The following is a 19,850-nucleotide window of genomic DNA, read 5'->3' as shown; positions in this document are numbered from 1 at the left end:
AAGGTCGCTTCGGCGACCTTTTTTTATGGCGTGGGGAACGGATTAGAGCATCATCTGCGACGGGCTACAGCGGTATAACTCTGCCAGTTTTTCCCGGGTTTTTTTTTGCGGTTTAGAGTCAATGGCTTCCCACTGAGAAACGGCAGATTGGGTAGTCCCCAGTCTTGTCGCCACATCGTACTGCGAGAAGCCGCGGAAAATTCGCCATGCGGCTATCAGACTGATGTTCTGATCCAACATGATGGAGACCACTTCATGAGGAACAGTTTCATCATCGTGCGCATCGCTATGATAGGGAACAGACTCATAGTCATCTTGCCGGCCTACCAGCTTTTTATATTCATCGAGAGGCAATATCACGTACAGCGGCTTGCCTGATTCATCATGGATATATTGTAACTTCGCCATCTGGCATACCTCGGATTATAAATTTCAGCTCAACGCGGTTTAGTAAGTTGTCGACGTTCTACGCTTCACTTGTTGGATCAGACAGACAATAGGTTCACCATCACTCATCTCAAAAATAATGCGATAGCTGCCGACGCGCAGGCGAAATTGGCTGTCAGCACCATGCAATTTTTTGATATCCAGTCCGGCGGCCGGAAACGCGCTTAACAGCCCGACCTTGTCTCTAATGGCTGAGCGATCCTGAGTCGGTAGCGTCATCAATTGTTTAACTGCTTTGCGCGACCAGTTAACCTTTGCCATCATTCCCTCGACTGTGGGGGCACGTCCTGTGCGTTAATTAGATAATAAGCTTTTTATCTAATCATGACAATGTGGTGAAACGGGATAAGAGGGGCAGGGTAAGTCACCCTGACCCCTGAGTAGGGGGGATCAGCCGGGATTGTTTGTAAATGAGGTTTCCAGCGCCTGGACTACGGCACGCACCCTGGCGGCACGCTGCAGGTCAGGATGCAGCACCAGCCAGATATCTACCCAGTCTTTGTTTTCCGGGAAAATTCGCACCAGGTCCGGGTCCTTATCCGCCAGGAACGAGGACAGCAGGCCAATCCCCAACCCATTGCGCGTTGCAGAGCGCAGCAGCAACTGCGAATTGCACTGCAGCACCACGTTAGGATCGATCAGCGTTTCGCCACAGAAGTTGTTCCAGTGACGGGGCACCAGTTCTCGCGGGAACATCAGCAGGTCATGACCCCGCAGATGGTCGCCCTTGGTCGGCATGCCGTGTTTGTCGAGATAGTCCTGCGTCGCATACAGCCCCATTTCGATGGTGGCCATACGTTTGATAATCAGCTCATCGGATTCGGGACGGGCGCCGCGGATCGCCAGATCTGCGCCACGGTACGAAATATCAGAGATATTGACCGCTGTCAGCATGGTGACTGTGATTAACGGGTATTGCTCTCGCAGCGCCTTCAGCGCCGGAATGACAAAAGCCTCGGCCATGGTGTCGGTGGTGGCGATGCGTACGTTACCGCACAGGCTGTCGTCGCCACTGGTGGCTTTGCGGCCAATCGCCTGCACCGAGTTCTCCATGTTCATGACGTCCGCCAGCATTTCTTCTCCCAACGGACTGAGGGAGAACGATTTTGGCGTACGGATAAACAGTTTGGATCCCAGACTCTCTTCAAAAGCGGTAATACGCCGCCCGACGGTGGCTTGGTCGACGTGTAGTTCATTGGCGGCTTTTCGTAAAGTGCCGCAGCGTGCGACCGCCAGGAAGAAGCGTGCATCATCCCAATTCATCATGCCATTTCCTTTGTGCAGGCTTATCGGTCTTGTCTGTGTTCATTATTGCGCAACCGTACCGGCTCTGGTTTTGGCTGCAAATGAGGCCCACGTATCATAATTATTAATTATGTTTCAGGATATGAATAAATGCATCAACGTGAAGCAGTTTTGCATCTTTATTTTTACCCGACAATCTTTATGCTTATCAACGTTTATGCTGTGATCTGGCGCACATTTTGTGCCAATGTTACCCTGAACGCGTAAGCAGACGCGCATGAGAGCCTGTCTCTGTGGGCTAATCGCCTGGTGGGATCGACTCTGAATCTAGGTTGGCCCACCACGACTGGACATTGAAAATGGAGTCTCACGCAGAGAAGTTATACACCCCCGTAGCACTGGCAACTGCGGACGGTGTCAGAGTTATTGCAACCCCCGGTGCGAAAGCGGCAACGCAAAGCAACGCTGATGCGATTATCCAGAGTCTCGAAGCTCGCGGCATTCAGCACATATTCCTGGTACCCGGCAAGCTGGTGTACCCATTGATAAAATCCATTGAACATTCAGGCATTGCCGGCATCGTCGGCGCCCATGAAACCGCCTGCGGTTTTATGGCGGACGGTTATGCTCGCGCCAGCCGCAAGTTTGGCGTTTGTCTGGGCATCTCCGGTCCCGGCACCATGAATTTCCTGCCGGCGATGGCGGCGGCACAGGCCGACAAAATTCCGGTGTTGTATCTGGCCGGCGGCATTGCCACTTATCATGAGGCGCAGGGTGCCTTCCAGGACGGCAGCAATAGTGGCATCGATGAGCTGACTATCGTCAAACCGCTGCTTTCCGCTGCGATAGAAGTGAAAAATAATCTCACGTTGCAGCACGAGCTGCGGCGCAGTCTGTCCTGCCTGAACACTCAGCGAAAAGGTCGCACCTATCTCAGCGTGCCGGTCGATATGCAAAAGAAAGAGGTGGCCGGCGGTCATGAAGTTAGCCCGCCACGCACGCCGCAGTGCCGAGAGGCCGCGATCGACCCACAGGCATTGGATCAGGTGCTGGATGACTATCTGCTGCGCGGGTTGAACGTCGCCTGCCTGGTGGGTAACCGCATGAATAATCCGCTGGATGCGGCCCTGTTGCTGCGCCTGGCGGAGAAATACCGTCTGCCGGTTGCCACTACGCTGTCCGGCAAGGGCGCGTTTCCCGAAGGGCACGAGCTGGCGCTGGGGCTGTATGGTTTTGCCGGTCATACCCGGGCGGTGGAAACCATCAATGGCGATGAAGTGGATGTGCTGCTGGTGCTGGGTTGCGATCTGAGCCAACGCGATAGCCTGAACTGGAATCCGCGACTGCACGGCACCAAAACGTTGGTGGTGATTGACGAGGATTTCGATAAGGTCAGCTCGCACTATCAACCGGATATGCAGATTTTCTCCAGCCTGACCGGCTCGTTGCACCACCTGCTGGATGCGGTCAGCGACGATGACGCGCACCTGAACAGCATTAAGCGCTTGCGTAACGGCTGGCTGGAGCAGGTGAGTCAACTGCCGCTGGAGCAGCAACGGCCCGATTTGCAGGTGCGTCTTGCCGAGGGCGAGGCCAACATGTACCCCGGCGACGCCATCAAACGCATCCGCAGCCGTATGAATCAGGACACCAACGTGGTGGTCGATTCCGGCGCACACCGTATCTTTATGGCGCACCACTGGCAGGCCAGCGGGCGGGGCGATTACCATACCTCAAGCTCCCTGGCGCCGATGGGCTGGGCGATTTGCGCCGGCATTGGCATCAAACTGGCAGCGCCGCACCGCGACTGCGTGGTGGTTACCGGCGACGGCTGCATGCTGATGCACGGCATCGAGATCCAGACGGCCGCCCGTTATCAGGTCAAAATGACCTTTGTGGTGATGAACAACTGCGCTCACGGAGCGATGCACATCGACACCTTGCAAAACCGTGGGGTATCTGCGGACTATACCGCGTTGCCGAACCATGACTGGAAGGCCTTCGCCAACAGCCTGGGGGTTGCCTCCGCCAAAGCGGCGACGCTGGAAGAACTGGACGAAGCGCTGACCGCCGCGGCTGAGCACGAGGGGCCTTTCCTGATAGAAGTGTTGGTAGGAAATCATGTGGCGCCTAATCGATACTATGCCGAGAGCATCGTAGAATACGAGCAGCGTATCAAAGGCTTGTAAAGGCGTAACCCCAGATTCCAGGAGTCGTCATTCATTGTCCTTTGTATTACGCCATTCTATTTTGTTCACCGTAGTCATGGAGCGATAACAATGTATAAACTGACACTTCTGGCATTAATGATGGCATTTCAAGGCGCTGCACAGGCCGCAGAGGATCACGGCGAAGGCATAAACAAAGAAACCTTGCTGAAAACCGAAACCTCATGGGAGGGGACGCCGTACCAGCATTATCCGGCAGGCGCTCCGCAGATCACCATGTTGAAGGTCACGGTGGAACCGAACAAGGTGCTCGCCTGGCATACTCACCCGTGCATCAGCGCGGTGTATATGACTGGGGGCAGCGTTTCGCTGACGGTCAAGAAAACCGGCGTGAAACACACCTTTAAGCAGGGCGACTCCTTTACCGACACGGTAGATATCGTTCACCAAGGGGTTTCTGGTGATAAAGGCGCGGAGATGCTGGTATTCTTCGCCTGCGCTGATAATAAACCGCTGACGGTGAAAGCTGCCGAATAATATCCCCGCCGTTTTTCAAGCTGCGGCGCTGTTGACTGCATTAGCCGTAGGGGGCGAATCAATTCGCCCCGTTTTATTTTGTCGCCCGTTGGGGTGATATACCGAGGAAATCATGGTTGCTTTGTGGATGGTCGTCGCCAGCGGGTTCTTTGCGTTGATGGGGGCCAGCATCAAACTGGCTTCGGCCAAGGTCGGTTTTTTCGACATCATTTTTTACCGCTCTGTGATTAACGTCCTGATCGTTGCCGCGCTGATCCATGTGAAAAATCTCGGTTTCCGCACCCAGCATTTGGGGTTGCACATGAAACGCGCGGCCATTGGCAATGCGGCGATGTACTGCGGTTTCTACTCACTAATCCATCTGCCGATCGCCACGGCCACCACGTTGGGCTACACCAATCCTATCTTTCAGTCGGCGATTGCCTTTGTCACTAGCAAAGGTCAACTGACCGGCAAGCTGCTGTTCTCGGTACTGCTGGGTTTTATCGGCATTCTGGTGCTGCTGCGCCCCGATACGCCGAACGGCGAGTATGCCGCGACCCTGATTGGCCTGCTTTCCGGCCTGCTGACCGCGCTGGCCTATTTTAACGTCGGTAAGCTGGTGCGCAGTGGCGAACCCGAACTGCGAGTGGTGTTTTACTTCTCGTTGGTGGGCACCCTGGTGGGCGGCATGATGACCACTGTGGTGGGGTTTACCGCGTTGGACAGCGCCATGATGCTGTGCGTTTGCGCCATCGGTGTGTTCGGCAGCCTGGGGCAAATCACCATGACCCGCGCCTACGGCAGCGGCAATGCGGTGATTGTCAGTATTCTTTCCTATAGCACCATCATTTTCTCCACGCTGCTCGGCTATCTGTTGTTTGGCGAGAAGCTGTCCTACATTGCTGCGGGCGGCATGGCGCTGATTATTTTCTCCGGTGCGTTGGCGATAGTGAAACGCGCTCCGGCAAAAACCTCGAAGGCGGCGGCGGTGTAAAGAGCACGGCATTAAGCGCTGGCGGGCGTCAGCGCAAATGCATTAATGAATCACTATGATGCATTCTTGGCTATTTTGACCGTTATACCCGAAAGGTATGATAAACGCGTTTCCTGAGGAGTTTGGTTTTCAGGGTTAGGTGTTTATCCAGATTGTTTCGGGAGAGAAAAATGTCTGAAGGTGTGGCTGTTGATGAAGCCGCTAAAGCGAAGTCGGGTGAGTCGCATTTTGCCATCCTGCTGTTTTTAGCCCTGGCATTGATGTCAGCATTGCTGAACAGCAGTGCGCCGACACCGCTTTACCCGCTTTATCAACATGAGTTGGCGCTAAGCTCGGTTAGCCTGACCGTCATTTATGGCGCCTATGCCGCCGGCGTGCTGATTTCGCTGTTCGGCGTGGGCAACATGGCCGGCAAGGTCAAAGATCTGCGCAGCATGATTGTACCGGCGCTGCTGGTGGTGTTGGCCGGGGCCTTGCTGTTTTCGATGGCCGATTCGTTTTTGATGATGTTTATGGCGCGTCTGCTGGCCGGGATCGGCACCGGGGCTTTGACCGGTGCGGCTAACATTGCGCTGGTGCGTTTTGGGCCGAAGGACGGCGGTAAAAATGCGGCGCTGATTGCCACGCTGTCATTCACCACCGGTCTGGCTTTGGGGCCGATTTTCAGCGGCGTGGCGCTGCAAACCGGGTTCCACACTACCTCGCTGCCGTTCATTATCATCATGGCGGTGGCGGCAGTTGCCGCACTGGGCGTGATGTTGAAATGGCCGGTTGAAGCCGTTGTTGTACCTCTCAGCGGGGCACCGGCAGCAGAAGCCGCGGCAGAAAAAAGCTCGTTGGCGGATGGCCTGCGCGCTACCGGAGGCAAGTTCTTCCTGTGTGCCGGCGCGTTGTTCATCTGCTGGGCAGTGGCTGCCAGTATTCTGGCGATTGGGCCAAGCGTATCGGAAAAGCTGCTGGGCATGCACAGCCGGGGCGTTTACGGCTATGTGATTGCGGTTTATCTGGTGATTGCCGGTATTAGCCAGATCCTGAGCCGTCGCGTTAATGCGCGCCATTCGCTGATGTTTGGCTGTCTGGCGCAGGCGCTGTCAGTGGTGGTGTTCGCCGAGGCGATTCAGATCCACTCGCTGGCTCTGGCCAGTGCCGGTATGGTGATTGCCGGTTATGCCTACGGGGCGATTTTTGTCGGCAGTGCCACCTTGGTGAACCTGATTTCACCGAAGGCCAGCCATGCGAGACTGATTTCACTGTTTTACGTAATCGCCTATATCGCCAACTGGGTTCCGATCCTGCTGGGGGCGGTTATCGACCATGCCAGCCTGCATCTGGCGGTCAATCTGTTATTTCTGGTCAGTGCCGTGGTTTGCTTATCTTTGAGCTTCATGGTGACCCGCGCGGGCTTCCCGCGCTGATACCCGCCGAGTTTCAGGTTGTCCGTCGGCAACGTGAAATTCGCAGGGTAGCTGAACAACGATTTTAGCCACGTAAGGTGGCGAACGATTTCCCTGGTGTTGTTGTGTGTCATTTCCAGCGTGCTAGTCACGCTGGTTTTTTTTGTGACAAATTCCTCAATTCTGCAATTTCAGTATTTCTCATTACAAAATTTTTGTGATTTACATCACTTGAATTTGCCGATTTTCGCGTAAACTGCGCGCTTTCTTTGCTGCGGGTCAGTTTATGAACGTTCTTTTTGCCATTGCTGTGACTACCGGGATCCTCTCCGGCGTGTGGGGATGGGTGGCTGTTAGCCTGGGGCTGATCAGTTGGGCCGGTTTCCTGGGCTGTACGGCCTATTTTGCTTGCCCGCAGGGGGGGCTGAAAGGGTTGTTGATCAGCACACTGACCTGCTGCAGCGGGGTATTTTGGGCGATGGCGATCATTCACGGCAGTGAGCTGGCGCCCGGCTGGAGCCTGCTCGGTTATCTGCTGACCGGCGCGGTGGCTTTTCTGATGTGCATTCAGGCAAAGCAGCAGTGGCTGGGTTTTGTGCCCGGCACCTTTATCGGCGCTTGCGCCACCTTCGCCGGCGGCGGCAATTGGTCTCTGGTGACCCTTTCCCTGTTGGTGGGATTAGTGTTTGGCTACGCGATGAAAAACAGCGGCCTGTGGCTGGCGGCGCGCAGCGAAAAACCGAAACCGGCGGCCGCTGTTACCGAACATGTTAACCGCTGAGTTAAATGGTGCCGCCGAGTGAGATGCGGTAGTGCAGATCAACGCGCTCAATGCACGGCACCCCTTTAATGCGTTTCAACAAGATCTCTGTGGCCACCTTGCCGATATCAAACCTGGGTGTAATAACGCTGGCGATGCCCGGCGTGGTGGCTTTGCCGATATCCAGGCCGTGAAATCCCGACAAAGCGATATCCTGCGGAACCCGCAGCCCCAGCCGCAGACACTCCTGTAAGACCCCAACGGCCAGATCGTCATTGGTGCATAAGATACCGTCCAAATCCGGGTAAAGCTGCCGTGCCATGGCCAGCATGTCGGAGCCGACCGTCACCGACGAAACACGGTGCGGTGTGATTTGGCGCGGTGTCAGACCCTGTTTTTCCATTGCCCGGCAGTAGCCCTGAAAACGTTTGGTGTCGCGCGCATCGGACATGGCGCCAAAATAAACCACCTGACGTTTACCGCTGGCGAGCAGCGCTTCGGTCATGTCGTAACCCGCCTGGAAGTTATCGAACCCCACGGCGATCCTTCCTTCCGGACCTTCCAGATCCATCACCTGCGCCACCGGGATTTTGGCGGCCGTCAGGTACTTTTCCGCCCGCAGAGTATGCTCCGAATCCGTCAGGATCAGCCCGGCGATCGGGTAAGCCAGCAGTTGGACGATATGCTCTTCTTCGCGCTGCCGACTGTAGTCATAGTTCACTACCAGCGTTTGGTAGCCCTGTTCCAGAGTGATGGATTCGATACCGGCCAGCAGATCGGCGAAAATTTGGTTGTTGAACGAGGGGATCAAAACGCCAATGCGCGGCTTTTGCGTTGAGCGTGCTTCATCGCCGTCGGTAAAGTTCACTTCCTTCATCACCTGGGCAATTTTCTCGGCGGTTTCGGCCGCCACCTTTTCCGGCGTTCGCAGATAGCGGCTGACGGTCATTTTGGTCACGCCGGCGAGCAGCGCAATATCTTGCAGCGTGACGCGTTGGTTCTTCATTCTGAGGCCTTAACAGGGTGGGGCGGCGAAATCGCGAATAACGCCATGTTAACAAATCGATTTAGTGATAACAATCGACGACATAAAGTATAAAAATCTTATTTTTCAATGAAATGTGTTGAGTTTATTTCCCGCGAGATTGCGTGGCTTCACGTTAAAGGTAACAGGTTTTAGTAACACTGTTTTAAGTGATCGTCATCACGTTTTTGCCGGCGGCGATCCGCTGAGATAGGCACCTGTCTTATCTGAATGACACTGCCGGGGACGTTATGAACAACTTATTTTCACTGGATAATAAAAAAGTACTGATTACCGGCGCTTCTCGGGGCATTGGTTTTCTGCTGGCGCGTGGGCTGGCGGAGTACGGCGCTCACATATTGGTCAATGCGACCACCGAAGAAAACGCCCAGCGAGCCGTTGAAGCACTGCGCCGTGAGGGCTTCCGCGCCGATGCCGCGGCCTTTGATGTCACTAACTCCCAGGCCATTCATGCCGCTATTGAGAAAATTGAGGCGCAAAGCGGTGGGATCGATGTGTTGATTAACAACGCGGGTATACAGCGTCGCCACCCGTTTACCGAATTCCCGGAAAAAGACTGGGACGACATTATTGCCGTCAACCAGAAGGCGGTATTTATGGTGTCACAAGCCGTAGCCCGCCATATGGTGCAGCGTCAAAGCGGTAAAATCATCAATATTGGCTCGATGCAGAGCGAACTTGGCCGCGACACCATCACCCCCTATGCCGCTTCCAAAGGGGCGGTGAAAATGCTCACGCGTGGCATGTGCGTAGAGCTGGCGCGCTACAACATTCAGGTCAATGGTATCGCCCCGGGCTACTTCAAAACCGAAATGACTCAGGCACTGGCGGACAACCAAGAGTTTACCGCCTGGCTGACCAAGCGTACCCCGGCTGCCCGTTGGGGCGATCCGCAGGAGTTGATTGGCGCAGCGGTGTTCCTGTCGTCCAAAGCCTCTGATTTTGTCAATGGTCACCTGCTGTTTGTCGATGGCGGAATGTCGGCCGCGGTATAGCCGCCTGCTTATGAGAATATGATGATGAAAATTCAAACCCAATCCTGCGTGGTCAACGGCAAATATGACGTGGCGGTAGTGGAGCAGGAGGTTGAGTACCAGGGCCACGGCACGCTGGTGAAAATCACCCGTGGTGGCATCTGCGGATCAGACCTGCATTATTATCAGGAGGGTAAAGTCGGCAGTTTTCAGGTGCGTCAGCCGATGGTGCTGGGCCATGAGGTGATCGGTGAAGTGGTCGCCAGCGACACGGCTCGTCTGCCCGTGGGCCAGAAAGTGGCGTTAAACCCCAGCAAGCCCTGCGGGCAGTGTAAGTATTGCCTGGCGGATCAGCAAAACCAATGTACTCAAATGCGCTTTTTCGGCAGCGCGATGTACTTCCCACATGTTGACGGCGCTTTTACCCAGTACAAGGTGGTTGATAGCGCGCAATGCATTGCGTTCGACGCCAACTGCGACGAGAAGGTGATGGTTTTTGCCGAGCCGCTGGCGGTGGCGATACATGCCGCCAGGCAGCCCGGTGAAGTGAAAGGGAAAAAGGTATTTGTGTCCGGCGTCGGCCCGATAGGCTGCCTGCTGGTGGCGGCGCTGAAGGCGTTGGGCGCCGACGAAATTGTCTGCGCCGATCTCAGCCCGCGTTGTCTGGATATCGCCGGAGAGATGGGGGCATCCCGCTGTCTGCACGCCGGCAATGACGATTTCAGCAGCTATCAGCAGGAAAAAGGGTACTTTGATATCGCTTTTGAAGTCTCCGGCCATCCACTGTCGTTGCAGCGTTGTCTGGAGGTCACCCGCGCCAAGGGGACGGTGGTGCAAGTCGGTATGGGAAGCAGCTTCCCGGATTTCCCGCTGATGCTGTTGATCGCCAAAGAGCTGAATCTGCTGGGATCCTTCCGGTTTGTTGAAGAGTTCGCCCTGGCGGTGACGTGGTTGGCCGAGGGAACAGTCAATCCGCTGCCGCTGCTGTCCGCCGAGTTTGACAATCGTCAACTGGCTGAGGCGCTGACGTTTGCCGGCGACAAGAGCCGGGCCGCCAAAGTCCAACTGGTGTTCTGATTTTAGCCATCAGTCTGATGGCGGGGATCGGCGATCCTTGTCTATAGTTAAGGGCCGTTTCATTTTTTAAACACGGAGAACTTACCATGGCGAGAAATACGGATGCGGATCAAACCACGCTCGATGACGATCTGAGAATGCTGAGCGACACGCTGGAAGAAGTGTTGAAGTACTCCGGCGATCGGGCCGATCAGGCCTATATCGATATCAAAGCTCATGCCGAAGAGGCATTGAGTGAGGTCAAGTCGCGGTTGGCTGACACCACCGAGTCCTACTATGCGCGTGCCAAGGACGCCGTTTGCCGAACCGACGGTTACGTGCGTGAAAACCCCTGGTGCAGCGTAGGGATTGGTGCAACGGTTGGCCTGGTACTGGGCTTGTTGCTGGCGCGTAAATAACGGCCTGTATACCCGTCATACTTCAAGCTGCTTGGGTGTTGGCTGCCTTCACTCACCCCAGTCTCTTACTTGAGTAAGCTCCTGGGGCTTTGCTCAGTTGCCGCCTACAAGCAACTCGAATTATTTTTGGTATAGACGTTGGGCGCGGCACCCGCCGCGCCCCGATATTTACTGCCCCAATGTCACTTCCACCTGATGGATTTTGCCATCGTCTACCAGCGTTATCACGGCTTCCGACTGTTTTTCACCGTCGACGCTGACCTGTGCCGCGCCTTGCCCCTGACGAACAACCAACTGATATTCGCTGCTACCCTCCCGGTAGTTAAGCGTCACCTGTGGCCAGTCCGCCGGCAGGCGGGTATTGACGCTCAGCCGATCGCCATGGCGTTTCAGACCCAGCAGTGACTCGAGGATCAGCCGATACATCCAACCGGCAGAGCCGGTATACCAGCTCCAGCCGCCGCGACCGACGTGTGGCGCCACCGCGTAAATATCAGCGGTAACCACATACGGCTCGACCTTGTAACGTTCCGCCGCGGTACTGTCCAGGCTGTGGTTGATCGGATTGATCAGCGCCATCAGTTCCCAGGCGCGCTCGATATTGCCCATTTCGGCGAAGGCCATCACCGCCCACACCGCGCCATGGGTATATTGTCCGCCGTTTTCCCGCACGCCAGGCAGATAGCCGCGGATATAGCCCGGATTCGGGCCGTTGCCGTCAAAAGGCGGCGTCAGCAGTTTGATCAGGCCGGCCTGGTTGTCGACCAGGTGTTTATCCAGCGACTGCATGGCTTGCAGGCTGCGCGGCGCATCACCGGCACCGGACAGCACTGACCAACTTTGGGCAATGGCGTCGATACGGCACTCCGCCGACTGATGAGAGCCCAGCGGTTCCCCGCTGTCGAAATAGCCCCGACGGTACCATTCGCCGTCCCAGGCATGGTCACGCAGATTATTGCGCAGCGTATCGGCCTGTTGGCGGCACAGCGTCGCCAGTTCGTCGTCATGACGCGTGGTTGCCAACTTGCCGTAACGCTGCAGGATATGGAACAGGAAGAAGCCAAGCCAGACGCTCTCGCCACGCCCCTCCAGGCCCACCATATTCATGCCGTCGTTCCAGTCACCGGCTCCCATCAGCGGCAGACCGTGTTCGCCGAAGTTCAATCCGTGTTTTAACGCCCGGACGCCATGCTGATACAAGGTTTCTTGCGTTACGCTCTGCGCCGGTTGTTCATAGGAAGACTCCTCGCCGGGTGCCAGTTTGCGCGCCTCCAGATAGCCCACCTGTTCATCCAGGATGCTCTGATCGTCGGTGGCGTCCAGATAGTGGCAAATGGCCAGCGGCAACCACAAATAGTCATCCGAACAGCGGGTGCGCACGCCGTTGCCCTGCGGCGGATGCCACCAGTGTTGCACGTCGCCTTCGACGAACTGGCGCGAAGCGCACAGCAGGATCTGTTCCCGCAGCCGTTCCGGGGCGGCGTGAGTCAGTGCCAAAGTATCCTGCAGTTGATCGCGGAAGCCAAAGGCACCGCCGGATTGGTAGTAACCGCTGCGCGCCTGAATACGGCAGGCAAGGGTCTGGTACAGCAGCCAGCCATTGGCCAGCAAATCGACGGCCGGTTGCGGCGTCCCTATCTGCACTTTGTTGAGAATACCGTCCCAGTGCGCAGCCACCTGTTGCAACTCATCCTGCAGGTTGTCCTCCTGGAGGTATTTGTGCAGCAGCGCTTCGGCTTCTTCGGCGTTTTGCCCCAACCCGAGGGCGAACACAAAGCTGCGTTGATCGCCGTCGATCAGGCTGATGGCCGACTGCACCGCGCCGCACGGATCCATACCGGCGCCGACTTTGTCAGACAGGCGCCGCAGTTTTAGCACCGCCGGATTGGTCAGCGAACCATTACGACCGATAAATTCACGCCGGTCGCCAGTGAGCGAACAATGCGCACCCGAGACGCCGAAGAACGCGGTGCGATCCGATCCGTTGCCCCCATAGTGGTTGGTCGCCAGGATACCGCAGCCGTTTTCAGACGAAGCCGCCTGGGTGACGATATGCATGGCCGACTTTTGCCGCAGATCGCCGAGGATAAACTCCACATAACCGGTAGCCGAGAGCTTGCGGGTGCGTCCTGAGGTGTTGGTCAGCGTCAGCAGGAACAGTTTTACCGGGGCATCTTTGGCCACCAGCAGGGTGAACTGGCTGTCGATGCCGCTTTCGCGGTGATCGAAAACGCTGTAGCCGAAACCGTGACGGGTCAGGTAATGGCCTCGGCCCCGGGCAGGCAGCGGGGTTGGCGACCAGAAATGGCCGCTCTCTTCGTCGCGCAGGTAGAAAGCTTCGCCGCTGCGGTCACAGATGGGATCGTTGTCCCAAGGCGTGAGACGGTATTCGTGGGCGTTTTCGTACCAGGTGTAGGCCTGGCCGCTTTCCGAAACCACCGAGCCGAACATCGGGTTGGCCATCACGTTCGACCAGGGCGCCGGGGTGATCTTGCTTTCGTTCATCGCAATCACATATTCGCGGCCATTCTCCGAGAAGCCGCCGAGGCCGTTATAGAACTGCAGCGCGGCAATGTCGGGCAACTGCGGCGAATGCAGGTTGCGCGGCAAATTATCCACCGTCGCCAGTTTCGACGAGGCGGTCACCGGCGACAGCGGTTGCTGCAGGATCTGTGGCAACTGCAGGCGCTGGTTGAGCTGCTCGGTTAAACCGCCGCGTCGATCGTCGAGGTAAATACGCGCGACGCTGAGCAGCAGACGATGATCTTCCGGTGACATATGTTCGCTGGTGCGTACGAAGATGCCGCCCGGCTTATCGGTTTGGGTCGATTCCATGCCGGCGGCGATCAGGCCCATGATCTGGTTTTGCAGATCCTGACGGTAGCCGCCGATATCTTCATTGAGGATCACCAGATCCACCTGCAACCCTTTCAGACGCCAGTAGTTGTGCGCCTGGATCAGTTGCCGAACCAGCTCGATGTTTTCGCCGTCGGTCACGGTCAACAGCACAATCGGCAGATCACCGGAGATTGAATATCCCCACAGACCAGACTGACCACGGCGGTTGTTAATGATTTCGCTGCTGGCGGCGCGCATTTCCTGCGCCGGGAAGACCACCGCGCTGGCCAGACGATTGAACAGGTTGGCGTCATCCTCATTGGCGTTCAGTTGACGCAGTACCACCTGGCTGTGCGACCAGGCCAGTTCAAACACCCGGTCTGCCAAATGGCGATCGCGGTATTTTTCCAGCATCGCCAGGCTGCTGGCGCGGTCTTCACTGACGCCATAGAAGATATCCAGTGTGAGCGGTACATTTGGTTCCAGCACCACGCGCTGACGGATAGCGATGATCGGATCAATGACCGGTCCGGCGCTGTTGCTTAGCGGGGTATTTTGATACAGCGCCTGCGGATTGGCCGGGGTGCGGCCGCGGCCGATAAATTTGGCGCGATCGGTTTCGAACGACGTCTGGCTGGTGCGGCCTTGCACCGTCATCATGTGCAGTAACCACGGGCATTTTTCTTTCGGTTCGCGCGGGCGGCGGTGGCACAAAATGGCGTCTTGATCCGGCAACAGTTCGGTTTGTACGAACAGGTTGCTGAACGCCGGGTGGGCCAGATCATTGCCGGCCGGTGCCAGCACCACTTCTGCATAGCTGGTGATTTCGATGGTGCGCGGTTGCTTGCTGCGGTTGACCAACGTCACGCGGCGCAGCTCAATATCATCTTCCGGCGATACCACCACCTGCGTTTTCACCGACAGCGACCCTTGCTGACGCTGGAACTCGGCCCCGGCGTCGTTGAACACGGCGCTGTACCCCTTGGCGGCACCACCGATCGGCTGCCAGGTATTGCTCCAGACCTCACCGGTTTGCGGGTCGCGCAGGTAACAGAAAGCGCCCCAGTTATCGCAGGTGGCGTCTTCGCGCCAGCGGGTCAAGGCCAGATTCTGCCAGCGGCTGTAGCTGCCGCCGGCCTGGGTGAGCATCAGGTGATAGTTGGCGTTGGACAGCAACTGCACTTCGGGGATCGGGGAGTCCACACGGTTGAACTCGCGTGCGGCGAAGCTGGCCGGGGTGATAGTCCCCTCGTGGGTTTCGAAATGGCGACGGGTGCTGTACAGCTCGACTGCATCCGGCACCCGTTCCTGCAGCAACAGCCGCGCTGACTGGAACGCCGGATACTCAGCGAAGCGCGCTACCATAGGCGCATCCAGCAACAGATGCGACAGGGCAAGGAAGCTCATGCCCTGGTGGTGCGCCATATAGGAACGGATGATGACATACAGTTGCCCCCGGCTTAGGCGAGCGGTGGTGTAATCCAGCGCTTCGTAGAAACCGTAGCGGCCTTTGGCCCCATTTTTCTCCAACGTAACCAGGTTATTGCAAGCGGCGTCCGGATCGACAATCAGCGCCATCACCGTGGCGTAAGGCGCTACTACCATATCGTCACCCAGCCCGCGTCTCAGGCCCAGGCCCGGAACGCCAAAGGCGTGATACTGATAGTTTTGGTCGGCGTCGAAACCGAAGTAACCGGATTCGGAAATGCCCCAGGGAACGCCGCGTTCCTTACCCCAGGCAATCTGCCGCTCCACCGCCGCATGGCACATCTGCACCAGCAGTGAATCAGGGTAGGCGGGCATCACCAACTGCGGCATCAGGTACTCAAACATCGACCCACTCCACGACATCAGCGCGGGTTCGTGGTCGATCACGGTGAACAGGCGGCCAAGTGCGAACCAGCTGCGCTGCGGCACCTGATTGGTGGCGATGGCGACGTAGTTGGTTAAACGAATCTCGGAGGCCAGCAGGTCGTATTTACTGCTGTCCATCTTGTTTTGATCGCAGTTAAAGCCAACGGTCAGCAAATGGGTTGATTCGTCATACAGGAAGTTGAAATCCATTTGCGCCATTTTTTCCAACCGCTGCTGCAGGCTTTGCAACTGCGTAAGACGTTCCTGCGCCAGCGCACCCGCCGCGCTCAGCTGATTTTGCTGTTCCGGTGACAGCGTCAACTGGCCAGGCGGGTTAGCCAGCCAGTGCAGGCTGGGCACCTGCTCCAGTTCGGGCATGCCGTCACTCAGCCAGCCGAACCACTGCGCCCATTCGGCACACAGTTCGTTAAGCTGCTGGTGCAAGGCTCCGGCCCAGCGTTTGGTTTCCTCATCATGATTTAGCGCCGGTTCCTGCAGCCCGTTGCTGTAGTTGCGCATGGCATTCAGTTCCGCCAGCAGGGCTGCCGGATGGCTGTGGTGGGCCTGCTCCCAATGGTTGCGCAGCTTCGGCAGGTTTTTCGGTGCGGCGTCGCCCCAGTGCTGTTCCAGCAGTTGCAGGCTGTCACCAAGACCGGTCAGCACCCGCAGCGGATCTATGGCCGGCTGGTGGGCCAGTGCCGGCAAGCCGGCGCTGAGTGTCAGCAGGTGACCGGCCAGGTTACCGCTGTCGACGCTGGAGATATAACGCGGGTTCAGCGGCTCCAGGGTGCGGGTGTCGTACCAGTTGTACAAATGGCCACGATAGTGTTCCAGCCGATCCAGAGTGTTGAGCGTCAGTTCGATGCGCCGCAGCGCGTCGCTGAGCGTCAGATAGCCGAAGTCATAGGCGGTGAGGTTGGCCAATAACGACAGCCCGATATTGGTCGGTGAGGTACGGTGCGCCACCACCGGCTCCGGTATTTCCTGGTAGTTATCCGGCGGCAGCCAGTTTTCCTGCTGGTTGACGAAGGTATTGAAGAAGTCCCAGGTTTGGCGGCTGGTTTGGCGCAGAAAGCGCCGTTGTTCATCGTTGATGGCGGTTTTGCTGCGCTGTGGCTCCTGGCTGAGGTAGTACAGCAGGAACGGTGACAGCATCCACAGAGTGGCGAACGGCAATGTGATAATCAGCGCCATTGGATTATGCAGAAAACTGAACAACAGCAGCGCGGCACCGGCGACCGGGTTGATCCACATCGCGCGATAGAAGTTTTCCAGCGTGACCTGCTGGCGAGCCTTGGATTGATCGTAGCTGGTCCACTCTTGCAGATTGCGCTTGCTAATCAACAGCCGCCACAGGGTCACGGCAATCGCTTTCAGGCTGTACAGCGCTTCATGCGGCAAAGTCGCCAGCCGCAGTCCGATTTGTGCCAGGCGATGCAGCGAACCGTTTAACGCCAACAGCAGATGTTGCAAGACGGGCCTGCGCGGCGGTTTACGCAGGATGTCCTGCACCAACGCCAACAGGGTCGGTAGCAGCAGGATAAGGGCGAACACCCCGAGCCAGTAACGGGTGTTTGGCAGCCAGACAAAACCGCAAAACAGTAACAGCAACAGGCTGGGGGCAGCCAGGCTGCGGCGCAGGTTATCGAACAGCTTCCAGCGCGACAGGGTGCTCAGCGGATTGGCGGTGCGGGTACCGTCCTCGGTTTTCACCCGTGGCAGAAGCCAGTTGAGCAATTGCCAGTCGCCGCGGATCCAGCGCGTGCGGCGCGCGACGTCCACCAGGTAGTTGCTGGGATATTGCTCGTACAGCAGCACGTCGCTCAGCAGGCCGGAGCGGGCGTAACAGCCCTCCAGCAGATCGTGGCTCAGTACCAGGTTCGCCGGGCAGGTGCCTTTCAGGCTGTGGGAGAACACGTCCACGTCGTAAATGCCTTTGCCGATAAACGAGCCTTCGCCAAACAGATCCTGATAGATATCCGAGGCCATCAGCGTATAGGGGTCATTACCCGGCGTGCTGCTGCACAGGGCGGCATAACGGCCCTGGCCGTAGCTGGGGATTTCTTCGGCCATGCGTGGTTGCAGGATGGCATAACCTTCAACCACCCGTTGCTGGCGCGCATCGTATTGAGGTTGATTGAGCGGGTGCGCCATCGCGGCGATCAGCTGATGGGCGCTTTCGCGCGGCAGGACGGTATCGCTGTCGAGCGTAATGACATATTTGACGTTTTTCAGCACCTCCAGCCCATCGCCAATCTGCGTGCAGAAGGCGTTACCTCGGTTGCGCAGCCAGTCGTTCAGCGCATTCAGTTTGCCGCGTTTTCGTTCCAACCCCATCCATACTCCCTGTTTTTCATTCCATTCGCGGTCGCGGTGAAACAGGAAAAAGTGGCTGGGCCCTTCGCAGGGATAGCGTCCGTTCAATGCTTCCATCTGTCGGCAGGCGTAATCCAGCAAGGCTGCGTCGTCCGCATGCCGTTGTTGGGGCGCATCGTTGAAGTCGGTGAGCAGGGCAAAGTGCAAATGTTTCATCGCGTTGCCCAGATAACAAACCTCAAGCGCATTGATCAGTTTATCGACGCCGCTTTTGCTGTCGATTAACGTCGGGATCGCCACCAGGGTGCGGAATTCTGCGGGAATACCGCAGGAGAAATCCAACCGCGGCAAGGGTTGCGGCGTGCGGCTGCGGGTAGTGACCTCGCTGAGTAAATTGAGCACGAACTGGCTGACCACGATAGCCATGGGGAAGAACAGCAGTACCAGTCCCCAACTGATGCCGGTGCTGTAAGCGTGACGCAGCAGTTCCGCGCAGATGGCGGTAGTGATCAGGCTCAGGCTGCCGAGCCAGGAAAGCAGCGGCGCCTGACTGAGCGCATGGCGCAATTGGGTAATGCGTCCGAGTTTTACCTCTAATTGCTGTTCCAGCTCGGGGCGACCATCGTCAACCAGGTAGTAACCGATGTGATTGCGGCGTGGATCGCTCGACGGGTCTTCAGCCGCTACGCGCGCCATATTAAGCACGTGTTGAGCGACCTGCACTTCATTGTGCGGACAGTGGCGCGCCAGCATTTCGATCACGTGGCGGTAGTTGTCGCGGGTTGTGAAATGCATCAAAGGGTAAACCCCGGCGGGATCTTCACGCAGGGTCTGTTCGACCTGGCTCATGGTTTCGACAAATTCTGCCCAATCCATTTCGCTTAGCTGGCGCAGGCCGGAGATGCTATTGCTGACCGACAGCTGGCTGACGGCCAGTTGCTGGTTAAAGCGGTGGATCAATTCATCTGAGGTCAGGCTGACTTCCGCCAGACGCTGCTCTACCCAGGTGAGTGGTAGCGCCAGCATGGTACCGTGCCCCTGCAGACGGCGCACCAGCTCGGCAACAAAGGCGCTGGTGCGTGGGGGATTGGATCGCGCCATATCGGCGATCACCACGATCAGGTTGGCGGGATCGTTTTCCGCCGACTCCAGCATTTTCGTCACCCAGCTGTCGGCCAGATTGCGTTCCTGCTGGGCCTGCGCGACTTCCACGCTGACGCGGCGCAGGTTTTCGATCAACGCCAGGCGCAGCATGCCGGGCAGCGCCCAGAGTTCGCCGAGCGTCAGATTGACTTCTTTTTGATAGGCGGCGATATACCGCGTGAGGCTTTCGGCGTCCCAGTGGCCGTCACCGTGCGCGATAGCTTCGGCAGCCACGTCATAGATCCGCGGACAGTTATGCGGCGGCGCCAGCTGCGGCAGACCGCGACCGAAGGTTTTCGGCAAGTGGTGGCGCACAACGCGGATTTGTTCTTCAATCAGATAGTAATTGTCCAGCAGCCATTCGCCGGCGGGAGTCATGCTGGCTTTCTTGCCGTTGCTGAGCTGGTGGCAGCTTTCCGCCAAAATGCGTTCGTTGTCGTCCAGACGCTTCAGCAGGTAGTAGGGCGTTTTGCGCGTTGCCAGCTTATGGGAACGCGCCAGGCGTTGCCCGTAACGCTCCATTTGATCGACAGAAAACAGTTCTGCCTTAATGGCACCGCCGCTGTTGTCAGGAGCGTCTTTTTGACGCCGCAGCGGCAATGATTTAATTTTCGAATTTTTACGTTGTTTTTTTAACCAATTGATTAGTATTTCTTTCACACAAAAGCTCCTTACATC

The 19,850-nt window shown here is 57.1% G+C and carries 13 protein-coding genes; 8 read left to right on the top strand and 5 right to left on the bottom strand.

What is annotated here, in order from left to right; genetic code table 11:
- Positions 1 to 42: 42 nt before the first annotated feature.
- The 3 genes from H0S68_RS16810 to H0S68_RS16800 all read right to left on the bottom strand — a co-directional run bounded on the left by H0S68_RS16810 (position 43) and on the right by H0S68_RS16800 (position 1,713).
- Positions 43 to 408 (bottom strand): helix-turn-helix domain-containing protein, encoded by a 366-nt coding sequence (locus H0S68_RS16810; RefSeq protein ID WP_046373053.1) that lies wholly within the window; start codon positions 406 to 408, stop codon positions 43 to 45.
- A 39-nt stretch (positions 409 to 447) separates the two neighbouring features.
- Entirely contained in the window at positions 448 to 708 is a 261-nt protein-coding gene (locus tag H0S68_RS16805; protein WP_128864668.1) for a type II toxin-antitoxin system RelE family toxin, read from the bottom strand.
- Between the two features lie 129 nt (positions 709 to 837).
- Positions 838 to 1,713: a LysR family transcriptional regulator gene (locus tag H0S68_RS16800; protein WP_020827837.1), complete on the bottom strand. Its 876-nt coding sequence runs from the start codon at positions 1,711 to 1,713 to the stop codon at positions 838 to 840.
- 338 nt (positions 1,714 to 2,051) lie between these two features.
- On the opposite strand from H0S68_RS16800, the gene H0S68_RS16795 reads away from it, so the two are divergent.
- The 5 genes from H0S68_RS16795 to H0S68_RS16775 all read left to right on the top strand — a co-directional run bounded on the left by H0S68_RS16795 (position 2,052) and on the right by H0S68_RS16775 (position 7,548).
- Positions 2,052 to 3,881, top strand: coding sequence for a thiamine pyrophosphate-binding protein (locus tag H0S68_RS16795; RefSeq protein WP_129940907.1), 1,830 nt, complete (start codon positions 2,052 to 2,054; stop codon positions 3,879 to 3,881).
- A 90-nt stretch (positions 3,882 to 3,971) separates the two neighbouring features.
- Positions 3,972 to 4,397 (top strand): cupin domain-containing protein, encoded by a 426-nt coding sequence (locus tag H0S68_RS16790; protein WP_046373055.1) that lies wholly within the window; start codon positions 3,972 to 3,974, stop codon positions 4,395 to 4,397.
- 112 nt (positions 4,398 to 4,509) lie between these two features.
- Positions 4,510 to 5,373 (top strand): DMT family transporter, encoded by an 864-nt coding sequence (locus tag H0S68_RS16785; protein ID WP_046373056.1) that lies wholly within the window; start codon positions 4,510 to 4,512, stop codon positions 5,371 to 5,373.
- Positions 5,374 to 5,543: 170 nt separating this feature from the next.
- The gene (locus H0S68_RS16780; protein WP_020827832.1) at positions 5,544 to 6,788 is read left to right on the top strand and encodes an MFS transporter; all 1,245 of its coding nucleotides are present in this window, start codon (positions 5,544 to 5,546) and stop codon (positions 6,786 to 6,788) included.
- Positions 6,789 to 7,053: 265 nt separating this feature from the next.
- On the top strand, positions 7,054 to 7,548 hold the full coding sequence (locus H0S68_RS16775) for a DUF1097 domain-containing protein (RefSeq protein ID WP_020827831.1): 495 nt from the start codon (positions 7,054 to 7,056) through the stop codon (positions 7,546 to 7,548).
- 1 nt (position 7,549) lies between these two features.
- Here the strand turns inward: H0S68_RS16775 and H0S68_RS16770 are convergent, their stop codons facing one another.
- Positions 7,550 to 8,533: a LacI family DNA-binding transcriptional regulator gene (locus H0S68_RS16770; protein ID WP_020827830.1), complete on the bottom strand. Its 984-nt coding sequence runs from the start codon at positions 8,531 to 8,533 to the stop codon at positions 7,550 to 7,552.
- 269 nt (positions 8,534 to 8,802) lie between these two features.
- Between H0S68_RS16770 and idnO the strand changes: the two genes are divergently transcribed.
- From idnO to elaB, 3 genes are all read left to right on the top strand, one after another.
- The gene (gene idnO, locus H0S68_RS16765; protein ID WP_020827829.1) at positions 8,803 to 9,567 is read left to right on the top strand and encodes a gluconate 5-dehydrogenase; all 765 of its coding nucleotides are present in this window, start codon (positions 8,803 to 8,805) and stop codon (positions 9,565 to 9,567) included.
- A 24-nt stretch (positions 9,568 to 9,591) separates the two neighbouring features.
- On the top strand, positions 9,592 to 10,623 hold the full coding sequence (gene idnD / locus H0S68_RS16760) for an L-idonate 5-dehydrogenase (protein ID WP_048763018.1): 1,032 nt from the start codon (positions 9,592 to 9,594) through the stop codon (positions 10,621 to 10,623).
- Between the two features lie 86 nt (positions 10,624 to 10,709).
- Positions 10,710 to 11,021, top strand: a complete 312-nt coding sequence (gene elaB, locus H0S68_RS16755) for a stress response protein ElaB (RefSeq protein ID WP_020827827.1) — start codon at positions 10,710 to 10,712, stop codon at positions 11,019 to 11,021.
- Between the two features lie 168 nt (positions 11,022 to 11,189).
- On the opposite strand, the gene H0S68_RS16750 is transcribed toward elaB, so the two are convergent.
- Positions 11,190 to 19,832 (bottom strand): GH36-type glycosyl hydrolase domain-containing protein, encoded by an 8,643-nt coding sequence (locus H0S68_RS16750; RefSeq protein ID WP_410528862.1) that lies wholly within the window; start codon positions 19,830 to 19,832, stop codon positions 11,190 to 11,192.
- Positions 19,833 to 19,850 lie beyond the last annotated feature (18 nt).

Origin of the sequence: Serratia sp. AXJ-M (assembly GCF_046531865.1) — a bacterium.
Classification (GTDB): domain Bacteria; phylum Pseudomonadota; class Gammaproteobacteria; order Enterobacterales; family Enterobacteriaceae; genus Serratia; species Serratia liquefaciens.
The sequence above is the reverse complement of the archived record's forward strand: the minus strand, read 5'-3'. Positions and strand labels throughout refer to the sequence as shown.

Coding starts and splice junctions, on each gene's coding strand:
- H0S68_RS16810 (WP_046373053.1), bottom strand. CDS start 408: ATGGCGAAGTTACAATATATCCATGATGAATCAGGCAAGCCGCTGTAC.
- H0S68_RS16805 (WP_128864668.1), bottom strand. CDS start 708: ATGGCAAAGGTTAACTGGTCGCGCAAAGCAGTTAAACAATTGATGACG.
- H0S68_RS16800 (WP_020827837.1), bottom strand. CDS start 1,713: ATGATGAATTGGGATGATGCACGCTTCTTCCTGGCGGTCGCACGCTGC.
- H0S68_RS16795 (WP_129940907.1), top strand. CDS start 2,052: ATGGAGTCTCACGCAGAGAAGTTATACACCCCCGTAGCACTGGCAACT.
- H0S68_RS16790 (WP_046373055.1), top strand. CDS start 3,972: ATGTATAAACTGACACTTCTGGCATTAATGATGGCATTTCAAGGCGCT.
- H0S68_RS16785 (WP_046373056.1), top strand. CDS start 4,510: ATGGTTGCTTTGTGGATGGTCGTCGCCAGCGGGTTCTTTGCGTTGATG.
- H0S68_RS16780 (WP_020827832.1), top strand. CDS start 5,544: ATGTCTGAAGGTGTGGCTGTTGATGAAGCCGCTAAAGCGAAGTCGGGT.
- H0S68_RS16775 (WP_020827831.1), top strand. CDS start 7,054: ATGAACGTTCTTTTTGCCATTGCTGTGACTACCGGGATCCTCTCCGGC.
- H0S68_RS16770 (WP_020827830.1), bottom strand. CDS start 8,533: ATGAAGAACCAACGCGTCACGCTGCAAGATATTGCGCTGCTCGCCGGC.
- idnO (WP_020827829.1), top strand. CDS start 8,803: ATGAACAACTTATTTTCACTGGATAATAAAAAAGTACTGATTACCGGC.
- idnD (WP_048763018.1), top strand. CDS start 9,592: ATGAAAATTCAAACCCAATCCTGCGTGGTCAACGGCAAATATGACGTG.
- elaB (WP_020827827.1), top strand. CDS start 10,710: ATGGCGAGAAATACGGATGCGGATCAAACCACGCTCGATGACGATCTG.